23 protein-coding genes are annotated in these 25,152 nt (G+C 57.1%); 16 read left to right on the top strand and 7 right to left on the bottom strand.

All coding sequences use genetic code 11. The features are described from left to right. Nucleotides 1–10 precede the first annotated feature (10 nt). From GURA_RS18485 to GURA_RS18465, 5 genes are all read right to left on the bottom strand, one after another. Nucleotides 11–910 carry a DmsE family decaheme c-type cytochrome gene (locus GURA_RS18485; protein WP_011940435.1) on the bottom strand — a complete coding sequence of 300 codons (900 nt, stop codon included), beginning with the start codon at nt 908–910 and terminating at the stop codon, nt 11–13. A gap of 485 nt (nt 911–1,395) precedes the next feature. Continuing rightward, entirely contained in the window at nt 1,396–2,745 is a 1,350-nt protein-coding gene (locus GURA_RS18480; RefSeq protein WP_011940434.1) for a sigma-54-dependent transcriptional regulator, read from the bottom strand. After that, entirely contained in the window at nt 2,732–4,210 is a 1,479-nt protein-coding gene (locus tag GURA_RS18475; protein WP_011940433.1) for an ATP-binding protein, read from the bottom strand. Before GURA_RS18475 ends, GURA_RS18480 begins: the two co-directional genes overlap by 14 nt. After that, complete coding sequence (phnD, locus tag GURA_RS18470) at nt 4,207–5,085, bottom strand: phosphate/phosphite/phosphonate ABC transporter substrate-binding protein (protein WP_049818957.1); 879 nt, start codon at nt 5,083–5,085, stop codon at nt 4,207–4,209. Before phnD ends, GURA_RS18475 begins: the two co-directional genes overlap by 4 nt. 179 nt (nt 5,086–5,264) lie before the next feature. After that, nucleotides 5,265–6,029, bottom strand: a complete 765-nt coding sequence (locus GURA_RS18465; RefSeq protein ID WP_011940431.1) for an undecaprenyl-diphosphate phosphatase — start codon at nt 6,027–6,029, stop codon at nt 5,265–5,267. A gap of 297 nt (nt 6,030–6,326) precedes the next feature. Between GURA_RS18465 and GURA_RS18455 the strand changes: the two genes are divergently transcribed. After that, on the top strand, nt 6,327–7,496 hold the full coding sequence (locus tag GURA_RS18455) for an aminotransferase (protein WP_011940430.1): 1,170 nt from the start codon (nt 6,327–6,329) through the stop codon (nt 7,494–7,496). Nucleotides 7,497–7,760: 264 nt separating this feature from the next. Beyond that, complete coding sequence (locus GURA_RS18450) at nt 7,761–8,024, top strand: hypothetical protein (protein WP_011940429.1); 264 nt, start codon at nt 7,761–7,763, stop codon at nt 8,022–8,024. Between the two features lie 63 nt (nt 8,025–8,087). On the opposite strand, the gene GURA_RS18445 is transcribed toward GURA_RS18450, so the two are convergent. Continuing rightward, on the bottom strand, nt 8,088–10,031 hold the full coding sequence (locus GURA_RS18445; protein WP_011940428.1) for a response regulator: 1,944 nt from the start codon (nt 10,029–10,031) through the stop codon (nt 8,088–8,090). Then, nucleotides 10,000–11,052, bottom strand: a complete 1,053-nt coding sequence (gene mltG, locus GURA_RS18440; RefSeq protein WP_232278941.1) for an endolytic transglycosylase MltG — start codon at nt 11,050–11,052, stop codon at nt 10,000–10,002. The genes GURA_RS18445 and mltG overlap by 32 nt, the downstream gene beginning before the upstream one ends. A 333-nt stretch (nt 11,053–11,385) precedes the next feature. Here mltG and GURA_RS18435 point away from each other — a divergent pair, with 333 nt between their 5' ends. From GURA_RS18435 to GURA_RS18370, 14 genes are all read left to right on the top strand, one after another. Next, nucleotides 11,386–12,195 (top strand): polysaccharide deacetylase family protein, encoded by an 810-nt coding sequence (locus tag GURA_RS18435; protein ID WP_232278940.1) that lies wholly within the window; start codon nt 11,386–11,388, stop codon nt 12,193–12,195. Beyond that, complete coding sequence (locus tag GURA_RS18430) at nt 12,180–12,848, top strand: glycosyltransferase family 2 protein (RefSeq protein ID WP_011940425.1); 669 nt, start codon at nt 12,180–12,182, stop codon at nt 12,846–12,848. Before GURA_RS18435 ends, GURA_RS18430 begins: the two co-directional genes overlap by 16 nt. A gap of 72 nt (nt 12,849–12,920) precedes the next feature. Further along, nucleotides 12,921–14,303 (top strand): radical SAM protein, encoded by a 1,383-nt coding sequence (locus GURA_RS18425; protein WP_041246139.1) that lies wholly within the window; start codon nt 12,921–12,923, stop codon nt 14,301–14,303. Beyond that, on the top strand, nt 14,300–15,655 hold the full coding sequence (locus GURA_RS18420) for a B12-binding domain-containing radical SAM protein (protein WP_011940423.1): 1,356 nt from the start codon (nt 14,300–14,302) through the stop codon (nt 15,653–15,655). Before GURA_RS18425 ends, GURA_RS18420 begins: the two co-directional genes overlap by 4 nt. Nucleotides 15,656–15,687: 32 nt before the next feature. After that, entirely contained in the window at nt 15,688–16,590 is a 903-nt protein-coding gene (locus GURA_RS18415; RefSeq protein ID WP_011940422.1) for a lysophospholipid acyltransferase family protein, read from the top strand. After that, nucleotides 16,591–16,848 (top strand): phosphopantetheine-binding protein, encoded by a 258-nt coding sequence (locus GURA_RS18410; RefSeq protein WP_011940421.1) that lies wholly within the window; start codon nt 16,591–16,593, stop codon nt 16,846–16,848. Continuing rightward, on the top strand, nt 16,845–18,134 hold the full coding sequence (locus tag GURA_RS18405; protein ID WP_011940420.1) for a B12-binding domain-containing radical SAM protein: 1,290 nt from the start codon (nt 16,845–16,847) through the stop codon (nt 18,132–18,134). The genes GURA_RS18410 and GURA_RS18405 overlap by 4 nt, the downstream gene beginning before the upstream one ends. A gap of 175 nt (nt 18,135–18,309) precedes the next feature. Beyond that, nucleotides 18,310–19,149, top strand: a complete 840-nt coding sequence (locus GURA_RS18400; RefSeq protein WP_011940419.1) for an ACP S-malonyltransferase — start codon at nt 18,310–18,312, stop codon at nt 19,147–19,149. Next, the gene (locus GURA_RS18395) at nt 19,146–19,664 is read left to right on the top strand and encodes an acyl-CoA thioesterase (RefSeq protein WP_011940418.1); all 519 of its coding nucleotides are present in this window, start codon (nt 19,146–19,148) and stop codon (nt 19,662–19,664) included. The genes GURA_RS18400 and GURA_RS18395 overlap by 4 nt, the downstream gene beginning before the upstream one ends. Next, the gene (locus GURA_RS18390; RefSeq protein WP_011940417.1) at nt 19,664–21,043 is read left to right on the top strand and encodes a lipid biosynthesis B12-binding/radical SAM protein; all 1,380 of its coding nucleotides are present in this window, start codon (nt 19,664–19,666) and stop codon (nt 21,041–21,043) included. The genes GURA_RS18395 and GURA_RS18390 overlap by 1 nt, the downstream gene beginning before the upstream one ends. Nucleotides 21,044–21,255: 212 nt before the next feature. Beyond that, complete coding sequence (fabG, locus tag GURA_RS18385; protein ID WP_011940416.1) at nt 21,256–21,996, top strand: 3-oxoacyl-ACP reductase FabG; 741 nt, start codon at nt 21,256–21,258, stop codon at nt 21,994–21,996. A 332-nt stretch (nt 21,997–22,328) separates the two neighbouring features. Continuing rightward, nucleotides 22,329–23,537, top strand: coding sequence for a beta-ketoacyl-[acyl-carrier-protein] synthase family protein (locus tag GURA_RS18380; RefSeq protein WP_232278939.1), 1,209 nt, complete (start codon nt 22,329–22,331; stop codon nt 23,535–23,537). After that, nucleotides 23,534–24,583 carry a beta-ketoacyl synthase N-terminal-like domain-containing protein gene (locus GURA_RS18375; protein ID WP_011940414.1) on the top strand — a complete coding sequence of 350 codons (1,050 nt, stop codon included), beginning with the start codon at nt 23,534–23,536 and terminating at the stop codon, nt 24,581–24,583. The genes GURA_RS18380 and GURA_RS18375 overlap by 4 nt, the downstream gene beginning before the upstream one ends. Further along, the gene (locus GURA_RS18370) at nt 24,543–24,956 is read left to right on the top strand and encodes a 3-hydroxyacyl-ACP dehydratase FabZ family protein (RefSeq protein WP_011940413.1); all 414 of its coding nucleotides are present in this window, start codon (nt 24,543–24,545) and stop codon (nt 24,954–24,956) included. Before GURA_RS18375 ends, GURA_RS18370 begins: the two co-directional genes overlap by 41 nt. Nucleotides 24,957–25,152 lie beyond the last annotated feature (196 nt).

Below are 25,152 nucleotides of genomic sequence, written 5' to 3'. Positions count from 1 at the left end.
ACACTCCGTATTACCTTTGCAGCACCGGCCCGGACGGGTTGTTGGAGCCGTGTACCATCGGGTGGCAGTTCAGGCAACCCCTGCTGAATGCAAAAACAGAATTGGTGCCCAGGGTTCCCGTCTGATGCCGCCCCTGCATATGGCACTCCTGGCAAAGGCGCGGAACCTTCGTGACAAGCATCTTGTCATTGGATGAACCGTGGGAGCTGTGGCAGGTGAGGCAGTCTTCCTTGACAGGAGAATGCTCCCAGAGGAGCGGAGCCTTTTTCTCCGAATGGCACTCGTAACACTTGTCATTGAAGGACTTGGCGTCGATCAGCTTTTCACCCTTGGCGCCGTGGGCGTTGTGGCAGGAAGAGCAGGTCATTTTCCCTTCGGTGGTGGGAGAAGAAGAGTCCCGCATGGGATGTTTGGAGCGTTTGAACATGTCAGCGCGGACATCGGCATGACAGGTGAAACAGAGGTCGCTCTCATTTTTCTTGGCGAGCAGCTTGTCATTGCCACCATGGACCTTGTGACAGGCCACACAGCTCAATCCCTGGCCCTCATGAATACTGCCGTGCCAGAACATCTGCCCCTTATCCTTCGTATGGCACTTGAGACAGGCTGCCGAGGCGGCCTCGTAGTCGACCTTGGACGGATTGATGATGGACGATTTGTCCCCGGAGGCTACATGGCCGCCAGCCGCGCCATGACAGGACTCGCAGCCTGCGTCCTTGACGCCGTATGCTCCCGCCTTGGCGTGAATGTTCGTGGAAAATGCCTTGGCCAGCTCCGCGTGACACTCCTTGCACTTTTCGCTGCCGACGTAGCCTCCATCAGCGGCAAAAACGATTGCGCCTATCAGCAACAGGCAGCCGGTCAGAGCCGACAACAGAAACAACTTTTTTGGTATCTCTCTTTTGTTCATCAAATAAACCTCCTTCTTGAATTATTCCAATTCCAAATCAAGGCGCTATCTTTGTTGGCTCGTCTTCGGCTCCTCAACGTACTATCTGTACGCCTTCGTCGCCTCATTCCTTGCCGCCCTTGATTCCATCCTCGATTTGAAAATTGGAATTAGTTGATCCCAACGTGCAGAAGCTGCCGTAAATCTCCACCTCCCTTCCTATCTGCTTCTGTCTCCTATAACAAGAGGTGTGCCACGCAATTAATGAAAGAGGTTTTTCAGCATTTGTTCGCATTCTAATAATGTGGCAAATTACTCGCGAATCCCTTTATGGTTGTTGATACTTCGGAATGTCGCAGGGGGGATATGATCGGAAATATAAAATGAATCGGCGGGTTGTTTTTATGGAGAAGTTGGCTTTGAATGATGGATTTCGAATGGGAAGGCAGTGGGGACCGTAAAGGATTGTTTACAGTTCGGCGAAATAGCCGGCCAAGTTCCGAGCCTTATCTCTGTTTGAGCTTTTCCCACAACATCTGCCGGGATATGCCGAGAATTCTGGCTGAGAGGGATTTATTACCGCCGGCGCTTTTCAGGACTTTTTCGATGTATCTGGTTTCGAATTCCCCGACTGCATCCTTCAGCGGTTTACCGACGACAAAGTTCTCGAAAAGATTCCCGACCCATGACTCTTTCTGCAATGAGACGGGAATATGCAAGGGCTTGATCGCCTCTCCCGGATAAAGTACGGTGAGTTGCTCTACAATATTCTTCAGCTCACGGATGTTTCCCGGGTAGTCGTAACGGCAGAGGAGCTCAAGGGCCTCGGGAGAAAAAATCACTTTCTTCCCGGCATCTTTCGCTGACAGGCACTTCTGGAAGTGCGCAATCAGCAGGGGGATGTCGTCCCGCCGTTCCCTGAGAGGAGGGATGGTCAAGGGCACTACATTCAGCCTGAAATAAAGGTCTTCGCGGAATTTCTTTTCCTGAACCATCTCCTTCAGGTCCCAGTTGGTGGCGGCGATAAGCCGGAAATTGGCATTATACGCCCTGGTCCCTCCCACCCTGAAGACCTTTTTCTCTTCCAGAACCCTCAGGATTTTGCCCTGTAAATGGAGGGGCAGATCTCCTATCTCATCCAGCAGCAATGTGCCGCTTTCCGCTGCCTCAAGATAGCCTTGGCGACTCCTGTCTGCCCCGGTAAAAGCTCCCCGTTCCACACCAAAAAGCTCGCTTTCCAGGAGGGTTTCGGGGATGGCGGCACAGTTCACCTGGATGAACGGTTTGTGGCGTCTTTTGCTTGTCTTGTGGATGGTTTCAGCCAGGAGTTCTTTGCCGGTGCCGCTTTCCCCCTGCAAGAGCACGGTGGCATCCGTGACCGCCACGGCCCTTGCCATTTCCAGCAGGTCCTTCATGGCAGGACTGCGACTGACTATGAGATGACATTCCTCTTCCTTACTCCTGAAAGAGTCGATCTCCTTTTCCATCTGCTTGAATTCCAGAACCTTCTGCAGTTTCATGAGCAGCATTTCCATGGGAAATGGTTTGGTAAGAAAATCGAAAGCCCCTATTTTCATGGCTTCAACAGCACTATCTACGGTAGCGAACCCGGTCATGACCAACGCCCTGGAATGGGGCTGTCTCTGCAAAATTTCCCTCAGTATATCCAGTCCATTGGCATCGGGAAGTCGTATATCCTGAAGCATCAGGTCGAAACTCTCCTCTGCAACAGCCGCCAGAGCTTCAGCACCACTTGTCGCAAGCCTGGTCCGGTAACCGGCCGCTTGCAGAGCTTCCCAAATGGCTTCGCCGAACAGGGGATCGTCTTCAATAATCAAGAGTTTAAGCCTGTCCATGAAAATCTCCCCTGCCCAGCGGTATTTTAACAATGAATGTTGTCATCCCTTGCCTGCTCTCGAGAATAATTTCTCCCCTGTGCATCTCGACAATGCTCCTGCATATGGCAAGACCAATGCCGCTCCCTTCCCCTGCCGGCTTGGTTGTGTGAAAGATCTCGAATATTTTTTCCCTGTCCTCCGGAGGAATTCCACTCCCCTGGTCTGTGACAACCAAAAAGTAAAACCCATCATGGCAGTAGGCGAGAAATTCTATCGTGCCTTGTTGTGGTGAAGCGTCCAAAGCATTGAGAATCAGGTTGAGAACCACCTGGTGCAATTTGCCCTTGTCAATGTCCAGCGTGGTTGGTGGACAGGAGTCGGTGCCGACAAATCTCAGATCGGTGCCCTTGAGAGCCATGCCGGCAAAACCTGCGGCCTCCTTGAAAAAGAGCTCACTCGGCACAGGTCGCAGATCCAGAGTGTTTACCCGGCTGAAATCGGTCAGCTGGCGCACAATCGCCTCTATGCGATGCACCCCCTTCTTTAGTATTTCGATATACCTTTTTAGCTCCTGGGGCGCCTTTCCATCCAGATTGTATATGCTGGTCGATATGGCCGCCAAGGGGTTGTTGACTTCATGGGCAACCCCCGCGACGATCTTGCCGATGGTTGCCAGTTTCTCATTCTGAATCATCTGGCTTACAGCCCTCTGCCTTTCCTGTTCACTCTTTTTCAGTCGCGTCAGCATTTCATTGAAGCTTTCCTGTAACAGGCCGATTTCATCATTCCTTTGCCTTGGTGATGCCGTCACTTCCAGGGATTCATGATTTACATCTGCCATGGCATTGGAAAGCTGCTCAAGAGGGCGTGACATGGTGCGGCCGATCAAATAGAAGATGGCGGTGCCGATCAGGAAAAAGAGGGCGGAGAAGGAGAGGATCTGCATGCGAAGGATTGACAACTCCCCTTCCATGGGAATCATGGAAAGCCCGATACGGAGCATGCCCCAGCTTTTTCCGGAAATGCGCAGCGGCATGGCCATATCCAGAACAGGACCTATTCCAGGGGCGTCCCGCACGATTCTGCTCTGAACGTTATCTCCGGCCAGCGCGGCAAGGGTCAAGGGATCATGATACTTCTTGCCAAATTCCTCATAATGGTTGTGGGCGAGCACTTTCCCTTCCTGGTCGGTAATAAAGGCATAAGGCGTCGGCAGTTCATGATTGCCGACGATCTCCCCCACAAAATTATCGAGAAGCCCTACATCCTCAACCTGGCCAATCTCTTCATAAACGATTGCATTGATGATGGGAGCCTTGAGAGAGGTCAGGAGAAGTTTCCCTTGTCCTTCAAGTTTTTCGATGAGATGCTGCTTCTCGTTATACCAGGCCCAGCTCCCCCATGTGATGGAAGAGAGTGCCATGATGAGTGCCGCAGTAAGGACAAACCTTATCTTGATGCTGAAAAAAAATGGAGCCTTCACCGGTGACACCTCATGCCGCAACCGTTCGGAATCGAGCGAAACATCCTGAAGATTTCCCGGTAGCCTGAGATGTCTGCGGAGACGAAGCCGTGTTTGTATTCTTCGTCCCAGTTCTCCATGAGCTTTTGATGGGCGGGATTGCGCGGATCGAGTTTCAAAAGGGCTTCGGTGACCGCCTTTACAAACTCACGGGGTGCATTGTTTCTTACCACTAGAGGCACGGAAGGAATGGGGTCGGAGTAGGCCAAGACCCGCAGGCCGTATTCCCCGTATTTTTCAGCAAAGACATCCTTGACAGCACCCGCGTCATATTGTCCCTTCAGGATTGCCTTGGTCACTGCATCGTGGTTCTTCAGGGATGCGACAGAGCCAATGCCTTGCAAGTTTATACCGTTAACCGCAAGAAGATATCTGGGGATAAGGTTGCCTGTAGTTGAATGGTATGATCCAAGGGCGATGCTTTTGCCGCGCAGGTTCTGAAGGGAATTAAGAGCGGAATTGCGCGGGACGATGATAGCGCATCGGTAGAAGGGCTTTCCGTCCTTATTGAGCGGCTTGACAATGGGAACTGCGCCATGAAGCAGGATGGCTTCGATGAAAGCGCCATCCCCCAAGGAACTTATCTGGGTTCTTCCTTCTTTCAGGAACTTGACGGCTTCCTGGTAATCGCGGCTGATTTTCAATTCGAATCTGTACGGCGAGTTCTGTGTGAGATAATCCATGAGCGGCTGATAGCGCTTGTAGAGAATCACAGGGTTGTAACGTAAATTAATGCCGAAATGAACTACCGGCTTGTCGGCAGCGAAGCCGTTCTTTCCGCTGGAATGCAGACTGAGCAGGAGAATGCAGGAGATAATGATGAATTTGTTTCCCATCGGTTCTTTTACTCTTTCCAGGTTTAATGACTTCACTGCAGGGATGGCGGCTGTCTACGCCGGCGTCGGTTGATGGCGGTAAATATTCGATGAAGCTCAACGGTTCCGCTCTTTTGTGCCTGCCGAGTTGCAATGGAAGAAGGCCGGCCGGCAAATAGTCCTCCCCGGCTGAGAAGATGCTACGGCAGAAACAGGAGGAACAGGACCCCTGCGGCGATCCTGTAGATGGCGAACGGCACGAATGTATGGCCGGTGATGAATTTCAGGAGCGCCTTAATGCCGATAACGGCAAAGATAAAGGAGGTTACGAAGCCGGCGAGGATGTTTTGCCAATCTCCAAAGCTGAAGATGCCGAAGTTCTTGTATATGTCGAAGGCGGTGGCCGCGAGCATGGTGGGGATGGCGAGGAGAAAGGAGAACTCTGCGGCAGCCTTCCTGTCCATGCCGACCAAAAGCCCGCCCATGATGGTAGCTCCGGAGCGGGATACCCCCGGGATCATGGAAAGGCTCTGGATGATCCCTATGAGCAAGGCCTTCCCGTAGGAGATGTCCTGGAGACCCTCCCCAGCAGAGGAGCGGTTCTTCAGATGCCTTTCAATGGCTAAAAACGCAATCCCCCCTGCGATCAGCATGTAACTCACCATCGATGGCTGGAAGAATGATTTGACGGTCTTGTAAAGGAGATAGCCTAAGACCCCCGTGGGAATGAATGCGGCGCAAACCTTCAGAAGCAGGTCCGATCGGGATGCGAGCTGCTTGCGGTAGATGTAGACAACCGCCAGTATGGCCCCCGACTGGATCGTAACCTCGAATACCTTGTGGGCATCGGTCTGTTTGATTTTCAACAGGGCGGACGCGAGGATGAGGTGCCCGGTGGAAGAGATGGGGAGGAATTCGCTCAATCCCTCCACGACACCGAGTATGATAGATTCAAGAATAGTCAATCAAGCCTCCTTGGGGACGTAACGTTTTTTCCACTTTAGCAACAATCGTCAATCCGTGAGTTAAAGGCAGATGCCGATGGTGGGGCATACCTGGATGCCGATTAACAAGAATGCAATTATGCAAAAGATTTGCCAAGTAAATTTCGACATTCCTTGCAATAAATTGATAAAAGCAAAGAGAATCCTGAACATGAGGCAAAGCGGCTTGACACGTCTGAACTATTGCACGTGGTGCTTGCTCCAGGGCGCAAAACATTGTAAGAAGAACAGAGCGTGAATTCCTGCAGGGAGGCACCAATGAAATTCCCCATATCAGACCATATCCGCAAGGTGCATTTTCCTCCCATTTCCGAAGTGAAGGGGTGGCTTGCCGGCGCAGCCCAAGACTATCCCCTTATCGATCTCTGTCAGGCGGTTCCCGATTATCCTCCTGCACAAGAGCTGACCAAGCATCTGGCAGAGTTGCTTATGGACCCGCTCACCTCGAAATACTCCCCCGATGAGGGACTGCAGGAGGTGCGCGAGGCGGTCTGTGCCCGCTACGAACGGAAGTACGGCGCCATCATGAATCCCCGCCAGCTCTGCCTTACCATCGGCGCCAGCCAGGCGTTCTGGCTCGCCATGGTGACCCTCTGCAGGGAGGGGGATGAGGTGATCGTCCAGCTCCCCGCCTACTTCGACCACCCCATGGCCCTGGAAATGCTCGGTATCCGTCCGGTTTTCGCCCCGTTCGACGAGGCGTCGGGCGGGTTGCCGTCGGTCCCGGCAATCGAGACGCTCATCACACCCCGCACCAGGGCCATACTCCTTGTTACCCCGAGCAACCCCACCGGCGTAGTGACGCCTCCTGCCACCATCCATGAGCTGGCCCGCCTGGCTGCCCGGCACGGCATTGCGCTCGTCCTGGACGAGACCTACTGCGAATTCATCGCCGGCGGCGCCCGGCCCCACGATCTCTTTGCCGATCACCATTGGGGCGACCACTTCGTCCATATCGCCTCATTCGGCAAGACCTACGCCCTGACCGGCTATCGGGCCGGAATGCTCGCCGCTTCGGAGGAGTTCATCCACCATGCCCTCAAAGCCCAGGATACCATGGCGGTATGCCAGCCGAGAATCACCCAGCAGGCCGTATGCTACGGGGTGGACAACCTCGACGACTGGGTCAGGGAAAACAGGATCATGATGGAACGCCGCCATGATCGCTTCTGCGCCGAGTTCAACCGGTCGGGGAACCCTTTCCGTCTTGTGGCGAGCGGGACGTTTTTCGGCTGGATCCGCCATCCGTTCCCGGAGCGCACCGGCAGGGAGGTGGCGAGAATGTTGGTGGAGGAGGTCGGGTTGCTGACGCTTCCCGGCGAGGTGTTCGGTCCCGGACTCACCGATTATCTGCGCCTTGCCTTCGGCAATATCAGAGAGGAGATTATTCCCGAGGCGGTGGACAGGTTTCGCGGCTTTTCGCCATGAGGCGGCAGCGAAGTTTTTCGGCAAAACTAAAGTTTAACCCAAAAACGGCAGTTAACCACGAATGACACGAATAAACACGAATGTTTTTAACCCCTTGTTAAGTCTTTAGTAATTACCGATCTGGTGAGTGCCTTCTGCATCACAGGAGCTTGTATATTCGTGCAAATTCGTGAAAATTAGTGGCTAAAATGCTTTTTATAGACTTGTATGACTTATTGTGTCGCACACCTGTGTTTTAGTGATAGAAAAGCATGGAGGTGCGACATGATTTACCTTACCAATGACGCGTTGGACCAGGCGGTTTATTTCGATCTGCGGAAACAGGAGCCGCGCAAAAAAGGGGGAGGGGTCGAGCATCTTTTTTACGGCCTTCTGGGGAACGGCGTTTCCGAGGTGCCGGTTATCGTCAGGAGCTGGCGCGACTGCCTGGAGATGGTCTTCGGCCGGGGCGATCTGTTCACTCTCGTTGAGGAAAAGGCGATCCGCAGGATGCTGGGGGAGGTTGTCCGGGAGATGGTGCTGCATTGAGAGGCAGTTCTGTTTTGGATGCGGAAGGGAAACGGGTCAAAAAGCCTTTGCCCGCATAGCAGGTCATCTGAAAATCCTTCTGAACAGCCCCTTCTTTTCCGTTTCGCGTTTTCCGGCGATCTGTCTGAGACCGTCGCGGGCGTTCTTGTCCTTCGGATTGATCTTGAGCGCTTTTTGGAATTCACCCTCTGCCAGTCCCTCGCGACCTTCGTCGATCAGCATCCAGCCGCGCAAGGCGAAAGCCTCTGCGCACTTCTCGATCTGCAGCGATTTGGCCAAAAGCATTTTCGCCTTTTCCTGGGAGGCGCGGGAGCTTCTGTTTGCCGGGTTCCTGTAGATTGCCCAGGCGAGGATGGCGCAATGCAGGGCGTTGTCCGGTTCCAGCGTGTAGGCTTCCTGGAGCGCCTTTTCGGCGTTTTCGAACTCCTCCATCTCCAGGAAAACATTACCCGACTGGAACTGGATCCTCGCCTGGAGCTTGTCGTCCTGCTTGCCGTCAAGCCCCATGGTGGTATCGGCGTTGAGCATTTCGTCGTAACGTTCCTTGGCCACCACGTTGGAGAGGGTGTTGTAGGCGTTGGCGTAATGGGAGAGGATGTCCTGGGCGATGTTCATGGTCGTCCCGGAAAGTTCCATGAATTTTTCCGGCGTGTACTGGCGGGTCTTGGCAAAGTATGCCTCTTTCAAGGCGTTGAAACTGAAGTTGTTCCGGGTGAGGCCGAAAATCCCGTAATAGTTTTTGTCCTGGATGGCGGCATAGTCGCGCTGGACGGCCTGTTCGAAATTGATCTCGTCGGAGGAGAGGGGGGCGGCCATCCCTTCGATTCCGACCACGAGTTCCACCGAGTTTGAGACTTCCTCCACCAGGTCGTCAAAGCCGACCTTGAATTCCTCCGCTGTTTTCAGCTCTTCAAAGGGACGGTTGAAGAGGTTCTTCTGCGGGAAGTCCGGTTCTTCATCGGGCGAAGGCGCCTCATGGAAGGCTATCATGCCGAGGGAGAAGAGAAAGCTGAAGAAGGCGGCGGACTCGTTTCGTGCCTCGCCGGCGGCAACGATATCGTTAAGGGAGCGGCGTGAATCGACCAGCTCCAACAGTTCGATATCCCCCTTACGCATGGTGGTCAGGTTGGTGCGGCGGAAGAAAAGCCTGGTGCGGGCGGGGTAACGGCAGCCGAATTTCGCCAGGAAACGGTCTGCATCGAAGCGGCCCGCGCCATCTTTGGCGGCTTGGTAGATAAGCCGCGGCAGGGAAAGGGGGACGAGCGGGAGTTCGGCGTTGCAGGTCCCTTCGCTGAAGGTTGTAACGGCTTCTTCCATCAACGAGGCCGTGAGCGTGCCGGACAGAAAGCGGCGTGATTCATCCACCAGGTCCTCGTAGGTGAGAAGACCGGCCTGGGTGAAGAAGAGGCGCTCCTCGTTGTTGTCGACAAAGAGTTTCAGGTCTTCCTGGCCGATCTTCCCCGCGGAAACGAGGAATGCGGCAAAATCTCTTTTCCCCTTTGACAGGAACGAGAACGGCTCGCCGTTGAAAAAAGAGACCTGGATGCCCTGCGGCAGGGTGAGGAGACCGCTTTTCCCCTTGTCGTATATGTCGATAAGGTGGTCCAGCAGTTTCGGCGCCTCTGTCTTGCCCGGAATTTCCGCAAGGGTTGACTGGACGGCATGCAGAAACGCCTGGCGAGAAAATGGCTTTTCCAGGTAGTGGTTTACCCCCAGTTTGCGAGCCCCCTCTGCGTATTTTTCCCCCTTGTAAACACCCGTCATGACGATTACCGGAAGCTTTGCCCATTGGGGCGATTTGCGCAGCTTTTGCAGGACCTCAACGCCGCTCAGTTCGGGCAGTTTGAGGTCGAGGAGGAGCAGGTCCACGTTGCCGGAAGCGATGAGCCGCAGGGCCTCGACGCCGCTCTTCGCCACCAGGACATCGAGCCCCTGTGCGGCGAGGAACGTTTGCAGCATCTGCGCCAGCTGTTCGTTATCTTCTGCCAGTAAGATTCGGCTGGTCATTCGTGTACCCCGCGATGTGTTGCGTTGCTGGAGGAGCGGCTGCGGAAGATTTCAGATATCGGTTCACTGCCTGGTTATGTTCTTCCAGGTTTTTGGAAAAAAAGTGATTGCCGTCCTTTTTCGCCACGAAGTAGAGGTAGTCGCATTGGGCCGGGCTGAGAACCGCTTCGATGGCCGCGCTGCTCGGATTGCCTATGGGTCCCGGGGGGATACCGTTTATCAGATAGGTGTTGTAATCGGAGTGACGCATGATGTCCTGCTTCGACACCTTGCCGGCAAATGCACGCACACCGTAGACAGCGGTCGGGTCGCTCTGCAGCCGCATCCCCTTTTTCAGCCGGTTGTAAAAGACGGCAGAGATGATGGGGCGCTCGGAGGGGTCGACTGCCTCCTTCTCAATCATCGAGGCCAGGGTCAGAACTTTATGGCGGTTCATTGCCAGTTTTTTTGCCCGGTCGTCGAACTTGTCCGCATACACCTCGTTGAACTTCCGCACCATCTGCCGGATCAGCTCAGCTTCGTCCATGTTCGGGGGGATGTTGTAGGCGCCGGGATAGAGGTAGCCTTCAACGCTTTTGCCCGGAATGCCGAGTTCAGCGAGTAGTTTCCTGTTTACGCACTGCTTGAGGAACGATTCCTTGCTGAAAAACCTGCGGGACTGGAGCAGTTCCGCCGCCTGGTATGTGGAGTATCCTTCGGGCAGGGCAAAGAGACGGAGGTAAACATCTCCGGCCACCATCTTATGCACGATTTCCGTTGGTTTCATGCCGTCGTTGAACTGGTAAAGTCCGGCTTTCAATCTGGCGTCGGCGCCGCTGAATCGGGTGTAGAGGGTAAACAGCCTGGCGCTGGAGATGATTTTCTTCGTTTCGAGGTCAGCAGCCATTTTCCCCGGACTTGAACCGTGGCCGATGTCCAGCATCTGCACGTTCCTGCCGTCGCCGGCAGATGTGGTGAGGAAAAATGCGAATCGTAAAACCGGCGCAAGTAGTAATAATCCGGTAACCAGAAGCAGGCTCAACTTTTTGTTATGTAAGAAATATAAATATCGTTTCATTGCGGATTTAATGTTGGAAATGGTTACGTGAAATGGGGGTAAAACGCCGATTATCGGATACTTGTAGGTTATATTCGCCCTTATGTCAAGGCCAAATCCCCCCTGTCGCCACATGGTCGAATATCGAATGATGTTTATCGTCACTGTTTTCGGCATAATACGGGGGGTGCCGCGGATCCGCCCGGTAACCGGGCGTAAGTGTCTGCTTGTATTGACTTAACACTTTACATGGTGTAACCTACCACTCTAATTTTGTCAGGGGTGGGGTGGGTTTTTCTTATACCGGTGCATAACGCGTTGACTATTGATGTTGAAGACTGGTATCACGTTTGCTGTGGCGACGCGGAGCCCGTTGTTCCCGCAGGAAAAAGGCGGGTACGGCAGAATATCGAGCGGATACTGGCGATGTTGGCTGAATTTGGTGTGAAGGCCACTTTCTTCATGCTTGGGTCGGTTGCGGAAGAAGAGCCGTTGCTGGTCCCCATGATAGTTGCCGCGGGCCATGAAGTATCCTCTCACGGTTATTCCCACACCCTGGTACCGCTTCTCGGGCCGAAGAAATTCCGGGACGAGATTCGACGCACGGCTGAAATAATCGGAACGCAGGCCGGATGCAAACCGGTCGGTTTCAGGGCGCCCCAATGGTCGCTTGGCCCTGAAACTCCGTGGGCGCTGGATATTTTGCATGAGGAAGGTTGCTTGTACGATTCAAGTTATAACCCGCTTCCATTCATCGGCGACCGCCGGGGGGCGCGCACTCCGTTTTCGATTGCGACCTCCGCTGGGAGTATTTTCGAGCTGCCGCCGATGGTGACCCCATCTCCCATCTGCAACCTGCCGACCGGCGGCGGGTGGGGTTTCAGGTTCTTTTCCCTGTCGATGATAAGCCGCACCGTGAAAAAGCTCAATGATGCCGGAATGCCGGCAGTGCTCTATCTGCACCCCCGGGAGATGGAGGCTTTTGGCCCGCGGCTCAGTCTTTCGCCCCTGAAATCCTTTGCCGCCTACGGAACCAGGAGCGATGCAGAGGGACGGCTCAGGCATCTTTTGCAAAATTTCAGATTCCGTACCATGAGGCAGCTGGTGGCAACGTGGCAATCTGCGTAATCGTTCCGGCCTATAACGCCGGGAAAACCATTGCCGCCGTGGCTGAAGAAGCGCTCAATTCCGGGTTTCCGCTCCTGGTCGTCGATGACGGCTCAACGGATGCTACCGTTGCACGCATAGAGCACCTGCCGCTGAACATCCTCACCCACCGGCAGAACCTCGGCAAAGGGGCGGCCCTCAGAACCGGCTTTGCCTGGGCGCTTATGCATGGGTATGAAGGGGTGGTGACCATTGATGCCGACGGCCAGCACGACGTTGCCGCCATTCGGCTGCTGGCTGAAGCCGCAAGGGAAAAGGGGTTTGACATCCTCATCGCTTCCCGCTTTTCCCAGTTCGAGCAGATGGCCGGCCTGCGCAGTTTCTGGAACCGTTTTGGTGTCTGGTGCATGAGGAAGCGGACCGGCTTCGAGATAAGCGACAGCCAGTCCGGGTTCCGCTATTACTCTGCCAGGTTGTTGCGAGGCGTGGAGCTTGCCGCTTCCGGTTACGACTTGGAGATGGAGATCCTCATGAAGGCCTGGCGCGGCGGATTCATGATCGGTTCCCTGCCGATAGCAGCGCGTGTGGCCGATGGCCGCGCCACAAGCCATTACCGGCCGGTGCGCGATACCTGGAATATCTGCATGACTTTTTTGAAATACATGAGAACTTAAACGCCGGCAGTAAGCATGCGGGTCAAACAGTTGCAATCTGCTGGAAATCAGCGTTGAATGAAGTGGGTGAAAATGCTCCAGAGCCTGAAAAATTACTCGACGGAAAAAATAATTTCGCTGCTCCTTTCTTTGGCGACCAGTTCGTCCAATGAAACCCTGGCGCGGATGACCTACCTTATGGAACTCATCCCGAAGAAGGATTATTACCGGGAGCGGATCAGGTGGATGCGGCAGCTTATCCGTGACAACCACCCGAGCATGGAGTTTCCGCGCCGCATACTGCGCGATCTTCATCCGAACCAGCGCGACAAGTGGATCACCAATCTGGCGGTCAACCACCTCCTCTCCGGCACCAACAAGCGTAAGACGTGGGCGGACCGGGAGGGATACTACCCCCCTTCGACGGTGGTCATCAGCCCCACCATGAAGTGCAACCTTTCCTGTTACGGATGCTATGCCGGCGATTATCAGAAATCCCTGGAACTCTCCCTGGAAGAGATCGACTCGGTGTTGATGCAGATGAAGGAGATGGGGGTCTATTTTGCCGTCATTTCCGGTGGCGAGCCGTTTTTTAAGGATGACATCTTCGAGATTTTCAAGAAACATTCGGACATGGCGTTTCTCGTCTTTACCCATGGCGGGCTGATCGACGAACGGATGGTGGAGCGCCTGATCGAGGTGGGTAACGTGATGCCCGCCTTTTCCCTCGAAGGGTATGAAAAGGAAACCGACGAGCGGCGCGGCGCCGGGCATTTCCGGAAGGTGATGCACGCCATGGACCTCCTGCGTGCAGCCGGCCTCTCCTTTTGCGGCTCCTTCACCCAGACGAATAAAAATACCGGCATCATCACCGACGGCAGCTACATCGACATGCTGGTGGAAAAGGGATGTTTTGCCCTCTGGCTCTTTTCCTACGTGCCGGTGGGACGGAAGCCGGAGATAGGGCTGATGCCCACTCCGGAGCAGCGCGATTTCATGCGGCGCAGCACAGCCGAATTCCGTGCAACAAAGCCGATGCTCTTCATCGACTTCTGGAATGACGGGCCGATGATCAGCGGCTGCCTTGCCGGCGGTCGCAAATACTTCCATATTAATGCCAACGGTGACATCGAGCCGTGCGTCTTCTGCCACTTTGCCGTGGACAACATCCGCCGCACCTCCATCAAGGAGGCCTTGAGGTCGCCGCTGTTTCGCAAAATCAGGGAGAAGCAGGGTGAACACGACAATCTGCTGCGGCCGTGCATGCTCATCGACCACCCGGAAGTGGGGCGTGAATTGTTCGGCACGGAGGGGGCCTATTCGACCCACGACGGTGCTGCCGAGATTTTTACAGATCTGGCGCGGGAAATGGACGATTACGCAGGCCGCTACGGCGAGATTGCCGACCCTGCCTGGGAGCGGGAATTTGCCGCTGAAGTCGGGCAGACGAAGCGGGCCGGTGACGTCAAGGGATGAGGATTCTCCTGGTAAATCCGCCGTCCACCGGTGTGTTTACCACCTTCGGCGTGAGTCTGCCGCCTATGGGGCTGCTCTACATCGCCGCCTGCCTTGAGCAGGCCGGTCATACGGTGCAGGTAAAAGACCTGCAGATCGAGCCTGACGGGCTTTGTGCCTTCGACGTCAAGGCCGCCGACCTGGTCGGCATTACCTCGGACACCACCCGCATAGAAAAGGCCATGCTCATTGCCCGGCAGGCAGCAGCCCTGGGACGTCCGGTGGTGATGGGTGGGCCCCATCCCCAGTTCATGGCCGATGAGATCCTCCGCACCGGTCATGTCCAGTACATAATCAAAGGGGAGGGGGAACTCACCTTTCCCCGCCTGGTCGAGGCATTGGAACGGCGCGAGGAGCCGGCGGCGGTTGACGGCATTATCTTTCGTGACGGCAAAACCCTGGTGGAAACGCCCAACGGCGCTACGCCCGATGTGGAGCTGCTCCCATTGCCCGCCCGCCACCTCCTGGACCTGAACCGATACAGCGCTGTTGTCGACGGTGTTCTTCTGACGCCGGTGGTGACGAGCCGCGGTTGTCCCGGTGGCTGCTCTTTCTGTTCCTCTTCAAACTTTTTCGGCCGTGGCTGGCGCAGCCGTAGTCCCGAGTCGGTGCTGGCCGAGCTGGACGAGGTTTACACCCGCTACGGTTTCCGGGCGGTTGCTTTTGTCGACGACAACTTCAGCCTTTCGCCCGAACGGGTCATCGGCATTGCCGAGGGTATCCGCGAACGTGGCTTTGACCTGAAATGGTGGAATTTTTCCCGTGTCGATACCATTGTCAGAAACCCGCAGATGGTGCGGGCCATGTCTGCCGCCGGGGCAAAGACCATATTCCTCGGCATCGAGAGCGCCGGAGCCGAAGCGCTGCAAATGCTCGGCAAAAAAGGGCAGGGGGATGAGACCGCCGCAGCGGTAAAGCTGTTGCAGGAAAACGGCATCGAGGTGTTCGGCAGCTACATACTCGGCCATCTTAACGAGAGCCGCAAAGACATTGAACGAACCATCGATCTGGCGGTCAAGCTCAACACCAACGTTGCCCAGTTCTCCATCCTGACCCCCTATCCCGGCACCGCACTTTACGAGGAGGTGAAGGAGCGGATATTCGTCAAACGCTGGAAATTTTATGATGCGCTTCATCTCGTCTTCCGCCACCCGCGCATCAACCGCCATCTGCTCCAGTTTTTGCTCATCAAGGCATACATCAGGTTTTACCGGCGATCGACAAAAGCGGTGGACGATTTTAAGGATTACGGCAAAAAACAGGACTTCAGGCTGAAAAAAATGCTGGCCTGTGCATTCGATCTTTTTTTCTAGTATTGGCAGCAGTTTAACGAGAAGGCAGCTCATTGGCACTTTACAGCAGTTTAAACCTGTTTTTCATCAGACTCTTTACCATACTGGTCCCCCGGTTTCTCCATCCCCCCTTCGCCCTCTTCTGGGGTGGGCTCTTTTACCTGATGCTGCCGGAGAAGCGGCGCGGCATCAGGTCTAATCTCCGGGTCATCACCGGTATGCGGGATGTTGAACGACTGGTATTCGCAACCTATTACAAGTTCGCCCTCAACTGGTGCGACGTGATGCTGATGATGCGGTGGCGCGGCTCGAAACTGCAATCGCTGATCGGCAGGAGGTCAAGCGGCCGGGCCCTCGATGATGCCCTGGCGGCGGGGTGCGGCGCCATCCTCATCTCCCCGCACCTGGGAAACTGGGAATTGGGCGGCCTGGGACTGGCGGACATGGGGTATCCCCTCAACGTCCTCACCTTCCGGGAGCCGGATGAGCGGGTCAACGAGCTGCGGGAGCAGGTGCGGCGGGAGCGTGGTATCCGCTTCATCTATGTGGACCGCGACGATACCTCGCCGCTGGCGGTGATCGAGGCGGTTAACGCCCTGCGGCGTAACGAGGTTCTGGCGCTTCTCGGCGAGCGGGACGGCTCCTCCCACACCATGACCCTCGACTTTTTCGGCAGGCCGGCTCCCATTCCGCTGGGCGCCGCCTACCTGGCCCTCGCCAGCGGTGCGCCGGTCATCCCGGTTTTTGTTCCCCTGGAGGGGAGCCGCTACGCCACGATCATGGAGGAGCCGATTTATTTCAGCGGGGGGCATGCCGAGCATGCCCGGTCGATCAAAGAAGGAACAGAGCGGATTATCCGGGTTTTCGAACGCCATATCAGAACTTATCCCGACCAGTGGTACAACTTTTTCGATTACTGGGCGGATGAAAATACAGAGAAGGAAAAGGGTTTGTAGATGTCTGAAGAATTGATAAACCAGGTTAAGCAACTGATCATCGACAGTCTCCGCATTGAGGGGATGTCAATCGCTGATATCGACACCGACGCTCCACTTTTTGGTGAAGGGTTGGGGCTTGATTCCATCGACGCCCTGCAGCTGGTGGTGGGGATGGAAAAGGCATTCGGCGTGGTGGTGGCCGATGCTGCGACCGGTACCAAGGTTTTCCAGTCGGTCAGGACCATGGCGGCTTATATCGCGGAACATCGTAAATGAAACTGCTCCTCGTCTCTCCCGGATGGCCGAAGGGGAGATTGTGGGGGGAACTGGGATTCAAATTCCCGTCCCTCTCGCTTGCCGTCATTGCCGCGGCCACGCCGGCGCACTGGCACGTGGCGCTGTGTGACGAGAACGTGGAGCCGCTCGACCTTGCCGCCGATGTCAACCTGGTGGCGATTACCGCCATGACTCCACAGGCGCCCCGTGCCTACGAGATTGCCGCGGCTTTTCGCGCCAGGGGTGTCAGTGTGGTCATGGGCGGCTTTCATGCCAGCAATCTTCCCGACGAGGCGCTGAACCATGTGCATGCGGTGGTGGTCGGCGAGGGGGATCTGGTCTGGCCCCGACTGATTGCCGACTTCGAACGGGGGGCGCTGCAACCGGTTTATCGCCCTGGCGCCATGCTCGACATGGCCGACCTTCCCGTTGCCCGCCGCGAAATCTTCGACCGCAAGGGGTACCTCCTCACCAACACAATCCAGACGACCCGCGGCTGTCCCTTTGACTGCGAATTCTGTTCCGTCACCGCCTTTTACGGCAGAAAATACCGGGAACGGCCGGTTGAGCAGGTGCTTGCCGAGCTGGAAATCCTGCGCAAGAACAATTCATTTGCCTTTTTCGTCGACGATAACCTGGTGGCCAACCGGCGTTACGCCTTGTCACTCTTTTCCGCCATGCGCGGGATGAGGTTCAAGTGGCTCTCCCACGCCCCCATCGATTTCGCCAAAGACCCAGAGCTGATGCGGGCGGCCGGTGAGGCCGGCTGCATCGGCATGTTCGTCGGTTTCGAGTCGCTCAACCAGGAGGCGCTCGTCGCCATGGGGAAGGTGACCAACCGGGCCGACGCATACCTCGAGCAAGCCAGGGCGTTCCGCGATAATGGTATCGGCATCCTAGGTTCATTCGTGCTCGGCTGCGACGGCGACACGCCGGCGGTTTTCGAGCCGATCCTTCGTTTTTGCGAGGCGGCACGAATCGAGGCGGCGATCTTTCCGATCCTCACCCCCTATCCCGGCACGCAGGTCCGCAAGAGGCTGGAAGAGGAGGGGCGGATCACCTCCAACGACTGGCGGGATTACGACATGGGGCACGTGAACTTCATCCCCCGCGGGATGACCGCCGCGGAGCTTCAGGCCGGTCATGACTGGCTTAACAGCTCATTTTACTCGTTCTCCTCCATGTATCGGCGGATTTTCAAGCTGCACCGCTCCGTGCAGGTCTTTGCGCCGATGAATTTCGGTTTCCGGAGCGCCATTCGCCGCACGGCGAAATTCAAGGGGTAGGCAGATTTGTGCCAATCTTCCGAAAGACCAAGTCCCCCTTTATGAAAGGGGGATTTAGGGGGATTTGCCTTTCATCGCAGCCAGGAAAATCCCCCCTTGCCCTTTAGGCCCACAGTTTGGGTCCCCTTTCTCAAAGGGGGGAATTTGTTGCTGAATGTTACGGAGTTTATTATTGATGAACTGTTTCATGTTTCCCGGACAACCTTTGTCGCGCAGCGCTACGTTGCCGGTGGATGACGACTTTTCCGCCATTGCCGGGATGGTGAGAGAACGGGCCCGCTTCGACCTGGAAAGCTTCAGTTGGCTGGGGGAGGGGAGCACCGACAACGTCAAGCTCCAGCTCTTCGGCGTGGCAATGAGCATTTACCAGGCGCGGAAGATGCGCCGTCAAGGGGTAACGCCGGATCTGGTCGCCGAGCACAGCATGGGGATCTATCCGGCTCTGGCCGCCTGCGGCTGCCTTCCCGAAGCGGAAGTCGTCGAGCTGACCTGTCGTGTCGGCTCGTGTCTGGCGCAGATGGGAAAGAGCCGCCGGTACGCCCTCGGCTGCGTGATCGGCCTCACCCTGGAGCCGCTTCTGGCCGTTGCCGAAAATAACGGTGTCCATTTGGCCAACCACAACACCTCCCGTCACTTTCTCCTGGCCGGTACGCGGCCGGATATGGAAACGGCCATGGCGGAAGCGTTGGCGCAGGGGGCCTTTTCGGCAAAGACCTTCGACTGTGACGCTCCGCTCCACACCCCGCTGATGGCGGAGGCGGAAGAGGAATTGCGGGACATCTTTGCCGATTACCATTACGCAGAGCCGTTCTGCCCGTTAATGGATCATCTTGACCAGGAGTACCTCACAGCTGCGGACCTGGCCGATTTCATGCTGCGGCAGCTCTTCCAGCCGGTATTCTGGGAAAAGACCTATCACGCCCTGCGTGCGTCCGGGGTCAGGACCTTCTTCGAGGTGGGGGTGGGGGATTCACTGAAGAAATACAACCGCTGGATCGAGAGCGAACATCGGTGACGAACGAGGATAAAGGAACGAGTCTTTCCTCGCTCCTCGGACCTCGTGCTTCGTGCCTCGTGCATCGCTCCTCGCTCCTTGTTAAAGAGGGACTGGTGAACTTTCACGAAACCTTGATAAAGGTCCGCTTCAACGAGGTTGATGCCTATAAGATAGCCTGGCACGGCCATTATGTGGCCTGGATGGAAGTCGGGCGCAACGACCTGGCCGGCCGCTTCGGCCTGGATGCGGTACAGATAGCAGATTCGGGCTACCTGGCGCCGGTGGTGGCGTTGGAGCTGAAATTCATAAGACCGGCCCGCTTCGGCGAGGAACTGCGGGTACGGACTACGCTGCGGCGCACGGAAACCGCCACCCTGGAGTTTGCCTGCGACATCTTCGGCGAGGAGGGCAAGCTGTCCGCTTCCGGCCGGACGGTGCATGCCCTGACCGACAGGGACGGGGTGTTGCAATATGCACTGCCGCAAGTGATCGCCGAGAGGCTTCAGGGGCTGATGGCCTTTCTGGGGGTGTGATGGATATCCTGCTCATTTCCGCCAACAGGGAGAAAAGCCCGTACCCGGTCTTCCCCCTGGGTCTTTCCTATCTTGCCGGGCCGCTGGCTGCACGGGGGCATCGCCTGCGGGTGCTCGACCTCTGCTTTGCCGATGACCCGGACGCGGCCGTGAGCGAGGCGCTCCTCGACTTCATGCCCGCGGCGGTGGTGATTTCCATCAGGAACATCGACAACGTCACTTTTCCCGGGAGCCGTTCCTATCTGCCCGGGGTCAGGAAGGTCGTGGACCTCTGCCGGGGAAAAGCGCCGGTCATTCTGGGCGGTTCCGGTTTCTCTCTCATGCCGGTGGAACTGCTCGCCTACCTGGATGGCGACTACGGCGTGGTCGGCGAGGGGGAGGAAGTTCTGCCGGAGCTGGTTGCATCACTGGCAGACGGCGCTTCACCTCGCTCTTTGCCGGGAGTGCTCGTCAAGGGGGAGGCGGGCTGCCTCCCGGCCCGGCTCGTACAAAATATCGGCCCGGCTGAACGGAGCCATTTCACGGTTGACCGCTACCACCGCGAAGGGGGGATGGCCAATCTGCAGACCAAGCGCGGCTGCCCTTTTACCTGTATTTACTGCACCTATCCGATCCTGGAGGGGAACAGCATCAGGCTTCGCCCCATCGGCGAGATCGTCGCCGAGATCAGGTCGCTTGTCGATGGATTCGGCGTCAGTTACATCTATTTTGTCGATGATATCTTCAACTATCCGCCGGAATTTGCCGAAGAGCTCTGCCGCGCCATCATTGCCGAGCAGCTGCCGATCAATTGGACTGCGTTCATCAATCCCGCCTTTGTAACCCCGTCACTGCTGAATGCCATGATTGCAGCCGGCTGCGATGCCGTGGAGTTCGGCAGCGAATCCGGTTCGGCGCAGATGCTGCGTAACCTCGGCAAGTCGTTCGGCGTGGAAGATGTGCGGAGCGCCTCCCGCCTCTGCAGGGAGCAGGGGGCGGATTTTGCCCACTACATCCTCTTCGGCGGCCCGGGCGAGAGCGAGGCGACCATAGACGAGAGCTTTTCCCTGATGGACGAGCTGGAGCCGACCGCGGTCATTGCCATGACCGGCATCAGGATATTTCCAGGCACCCCCCTCCATGATGCGGCGCTGGCGGATGGCGTCATCACCAGCCGGACATCGCTTCTTGAGCCGGTTTTCTACATCTCGCCCCCCATCCGGGAGACGCTTTGCCGGATGGTGACCGAACGGGCGCTGGCCCGGAAAAACTGGGTGGCGCCGGGGCTGGAGATCAACATGAGCGACGCCATGCTCGAAGCGTTGCGCCACTTTCCGGTGCGCGGTCCGTTGTGGAAACTGATGAAGCGGCTGGGGCGGAGCCGGGTAAAGCCGATGTAACTACCATTTGCCACAGAGACACAGAGGAAAGGCAGTACCTGAGAACCATCGAACCGCAAAGACGCAAAGAAAAACAAAGACCGGGTTTAAGATCCTGGAATCTTTTGGTTTAAATCCAAAAAGGTTTTAGGTTCTCTTCGCGTCTTTGCGGTAAATAGGTTCTGCCTTTCTCCGTGATTTCGTGGTGGATCTAAATGTATTGAGGAGTAACCATGGAGTTCAAGGACAAGATCGTCGTCGTCACCGGCGGCACCAGAGGGATCGGCCGGGCCATCTCGCTGCACTTCGCCCGGCTCGGGGCGCAGGTCACCGCTGCTTATCTGACTAACGATGCTGCGGCCGCGGCCTTGATGGAAGAGGCTTTCGGTCTGGCAGGCACGATCAGTGCGGTGAAGGCGGACGTTGCCACCGCCGAGGGGGCCATGGCCCTTATGGAGGCAGCGGCAGGAGACGGCGGCGCCATCGATATCCTCGTCAACAACGCCGGCATAATCCGCGACGGCTACCTCCCCATGATGTCCGACGAGGACTGGGATGCGGTGCTCAGGGGGAACCTCTACCCGCTGTTCCACTGCTGCAAGTGGGGGGTGCGGAAGATGATCGGCAACCGGCGCGGGATTATCGTCAACCTCTCCTCCATCTCCGCCCTGACCGGCACTGCCGGACAGACCAACTACGCAGCAAGCAAGGGGGCGGCGATGAGTTTCACCCGTTCGCTGGCCAGGGAAGTCGGGCCGATGGGGATCAGGGTCAATGCCGTGGCGCCGGGACTGATCGAGACGGAGATGACCGCTGCCATGAAGCCCGAAATGGTGGATAAAATCGTCAAGAGCGCGTCGCTGGGGCGGATCGGCAGGGTCGAGGAGGTTGCCGAGGCGGTGGCGTTCCTCGCCTCGGAGCGGGCGTCGTATATCACCGGCCAGTGCCTGGTCGTTGACGGCGGCGTAGTATGACGGCATACTTCCAATAGCGATGACCGGGACACCGCCCCTTTTCCTGAAGAAATGCTTTGTCTCCTGGTGTCTTTGCGGTTAAAATGCTGGGTAGCAATGTCTGGTTAGTTTTTGCATCCGCACTTCTCCCCTCACCCTAGCCCTCTCCTTTAGGCCCGCTGTTTGGGTCCACAAGGGGCGAGGGGACCTAAAAGCTCCCCTCCCTTGATGGGAGGGGTTAGGGGAGGGTGCAATGTGCTGGTTTTTATGGCTTGGAGAGTGCAATCTTCTAATCGGACACTAATGGATAAATGTTGCATGTGAGGAAAACGGCGGCGATCGCCACGAAGAGTATGATGGAACGTAAAAGAATAGCCATAACCGGTCTCGGCATCTTCTCCGCTGCCGGAAAAGATGTGCCGTCATTCACCGACGCGCTCCTGAAGGGTCGCAGCGCCATTGGGCCGATCGACCTGTTCGATGTCGGCCCTTTTGCCGCCGGGATCGGCGCCCAGGTCCATGGCTTCGATCCGCTCGATCATTTCACGGCAAAGCAGGCAAAAAAGCTCTCCCGCGCCGACCAGTTCGGCGTCATCGCCGCCGGCGAGGCCTTGGACAATAGCGGCGTCTGCGGCTGTTATTCCCCTTACGACATCGGCATTTCCATGGGGGCCGGCGCCGCCGGCATGCTCCAGGCCGAGGAGTGGCTGAAAGAAACCCTGGCCGGCAAGAAGGGAAAACCTTCCCTCCTGCGCGGACTTTTGCCTGACCGGACTTCGATGGCCATTGCCGTCGCCTACAACCTTGGCGGCTACCTGGGGAGCATCACCACAGCCTGCTCCTCGTCGGCCACCGCCATCGGCTGGGGGGCAGACCTGATCGCCACCGGCAGGTTGAAGGCGGCTGTCTGCGGCGGTTCGGACTGTCTCTCCATTCTCACCTTTGCCGGATTCAACTCCCTGCGGGTGGTCGATGCCGAACCTTGCGCCCCCTTCAGCCTGGGACGGCAGGGGATATCGCTGGGGGAAGGGGCGGCATTCCTGGTGCTGGAAGACGAAGAGAGTGCCATACGTCGCGGTGCACGCGTCTATGGCCATGTTCTCGGCTATGCGGTTGCCGGCGAGGCCTATCACATGACCGCCCCGGAACCGAGCGGCGCCGATGCGGCCCGGGTAATGACCGCAGCCATGAACCAGGCCGGGGTCTCCGTTGACGAGGTCGGCTGGGTCAATGCCCATGGCACGGGGACTCCGCTCAACGATGTGGTGGAGACAAAGGCGATGAAGCTGGTATTCGGCAATCGAGCGATGGGGGTGCCGCTGGTTTCGACCAAGGCCCTCACCGGCCACTGCCTTGGCGCGGCTGGGGCCATCGAGGCCCTGGCCACGGTCATTGCCCTGAACGAGGGCGTTATCCCGCAGACCCTCAATTTCAGAGGGGCTGACCCCGACTGCGACCTGGATTACCGCCATCCGGGTGCGAAGCAGAGCGCCGCGAAGGTGGCGCTTTCCAACTCCTTTGCTTTCGGGGGGAACATCACCAGTCTGGTGTTGGGAATATGAGCGATATTGGCAACGACATAGTACTCAGCGGCATGGCCGCCATCTCGGCGGCCGGCGTCGGGCTCGACAGCTTACGCGAAGCCTTGAGCCGCGGCGAAAGCCTGCTTAAACCTGTCCCGGCGGATATCCTCGGCGAATCGGGGCACCTGTGGGGGAAGGCGGATGGTTTCAGGGCAGTCGACTTCATACCGCCGCTCAAGGCCCGCAAATTCGACCGTTGCAGCCAGTTTGCGGTTGTCGCCACGGGCATGGCCCTCAAGGACGCCGGCATTGAACCGGCCACTCTCGATGCCGACCGGATCGGCATTGTCCTCGGTTGCGGTTTCGGCGGCATCGCCAACTCGGAAGAGTTCCTCCGCGGTTACTTTACCGCCGGCGCCGAAGGGCTGACGCCGATGCTCTTTCCCAACACGGTTCCCAATGCATCGGCCAGCAACGCCTCCATCGAGCACGGCCTGAAGGGGCCCAACGTCACATTTGTCCAGCGTTTCTGCTCTGCCGAGTCGGCTTTCATGATGGCCTGCCGCTTCCTGCAGGAGGATCGGGCGGACATTATCCTGACCGGAGGCGTGGATGAACTCACCCCTGCCATGCTGAAAGGATTCGCGGCCACAGGCCAGCTAAGGCGCCATGGGGCCGGTTTCGGCGAAGGGGCGGGCATTCTGGTGCTGGAAAGAGGGTCGCATGCCCGACGGCGCAATGCCCCGGCCAGAGGACGCGTGGGGTGTGTGCGGACCATCGGCAGGCTTATCCCCGGTCATGAAGGGGAAGGGGCCGATCGGCTCCTTGCCGGGGTGACGGACGCAAGCCTCGTTGGTCTGTCCGGCACCGCGGCTGCCGAAAAGCCGCTTCTGGACCGCCTGCCGGCCGTTACCCGGCTGGAGACCGCCCCGCTCATCGGCCGCTCGATTGCCATGGGGGGGCTTGCCATGACAGCCCTCGTTCTCGCGCTTCAGCCCGGCTGCAACGGCCTGCATCTGGCTGCCTCACCTGAAGGACCGTATTATGCCATCGATTTCAGGGGAGGCGACCCTGTTCAACCCTGACCCCTCCCACTATCTTCCCCATCGCTCCCCGTTTCTCTTTGTCGACAGGATCATCACCCTTGAACCGGGGGTGTGCGCCACAGGTGAGGTTGTGGTCACTGCCGGTTGCGGTTGTTTTCCGCCGGTGCTCCTCCTGGAATCCATGGCCCAGCTGGGCGGCATCGCCGCAGGCCAGCAGGAAGGGGCAGGTGGGGTCCTTGCCGCCATCGAGCGGGGGGAACTGCCTGCCGCAGTGCCTGCCGGTGCAAGGCTCCTGGTCGCGACCCGCATCGTCAAATCCTTCGGCACGCTCCACCTGGTGGAGGGGGAGGTGCGGTCGGAAGGAAAGGTCATTGCTTCTGCCACGCTCACCCTGGCGGTGGGGAAGATGTGAAAAAAAGGCTCGGTTAAAAACCGGTGTTGTTTTTTATGCTGGTTGCGTTAATTGAAATCCGTATTTCGTGATTCAATGCGGCTTTATGCGTGATTGTATATTTAGTAGCGGATCAGCTGACCAATATGTTCGGCAGAATAAAGGCGAAAGAAGAAAATGAAAATATTTCCCCTTGACCAGTCTACGTCTAAGACGT

Origin of the sequence: Geotalea uraniireducens Rf4, from assembly GCF_000016745.1 — a bacterium.
Classification (GTDB): domain Bacteria; phylum Desulfobacterota; class Desulfuromonadia; order Geobacterales; family Geobacteraceae; genus Geotalea; species Geotalea uraniireducens.
Note: the sequence above shows the minus strand (reverse complement) of the source record. Positions and strands in the feature narration are given on the sequence as shown.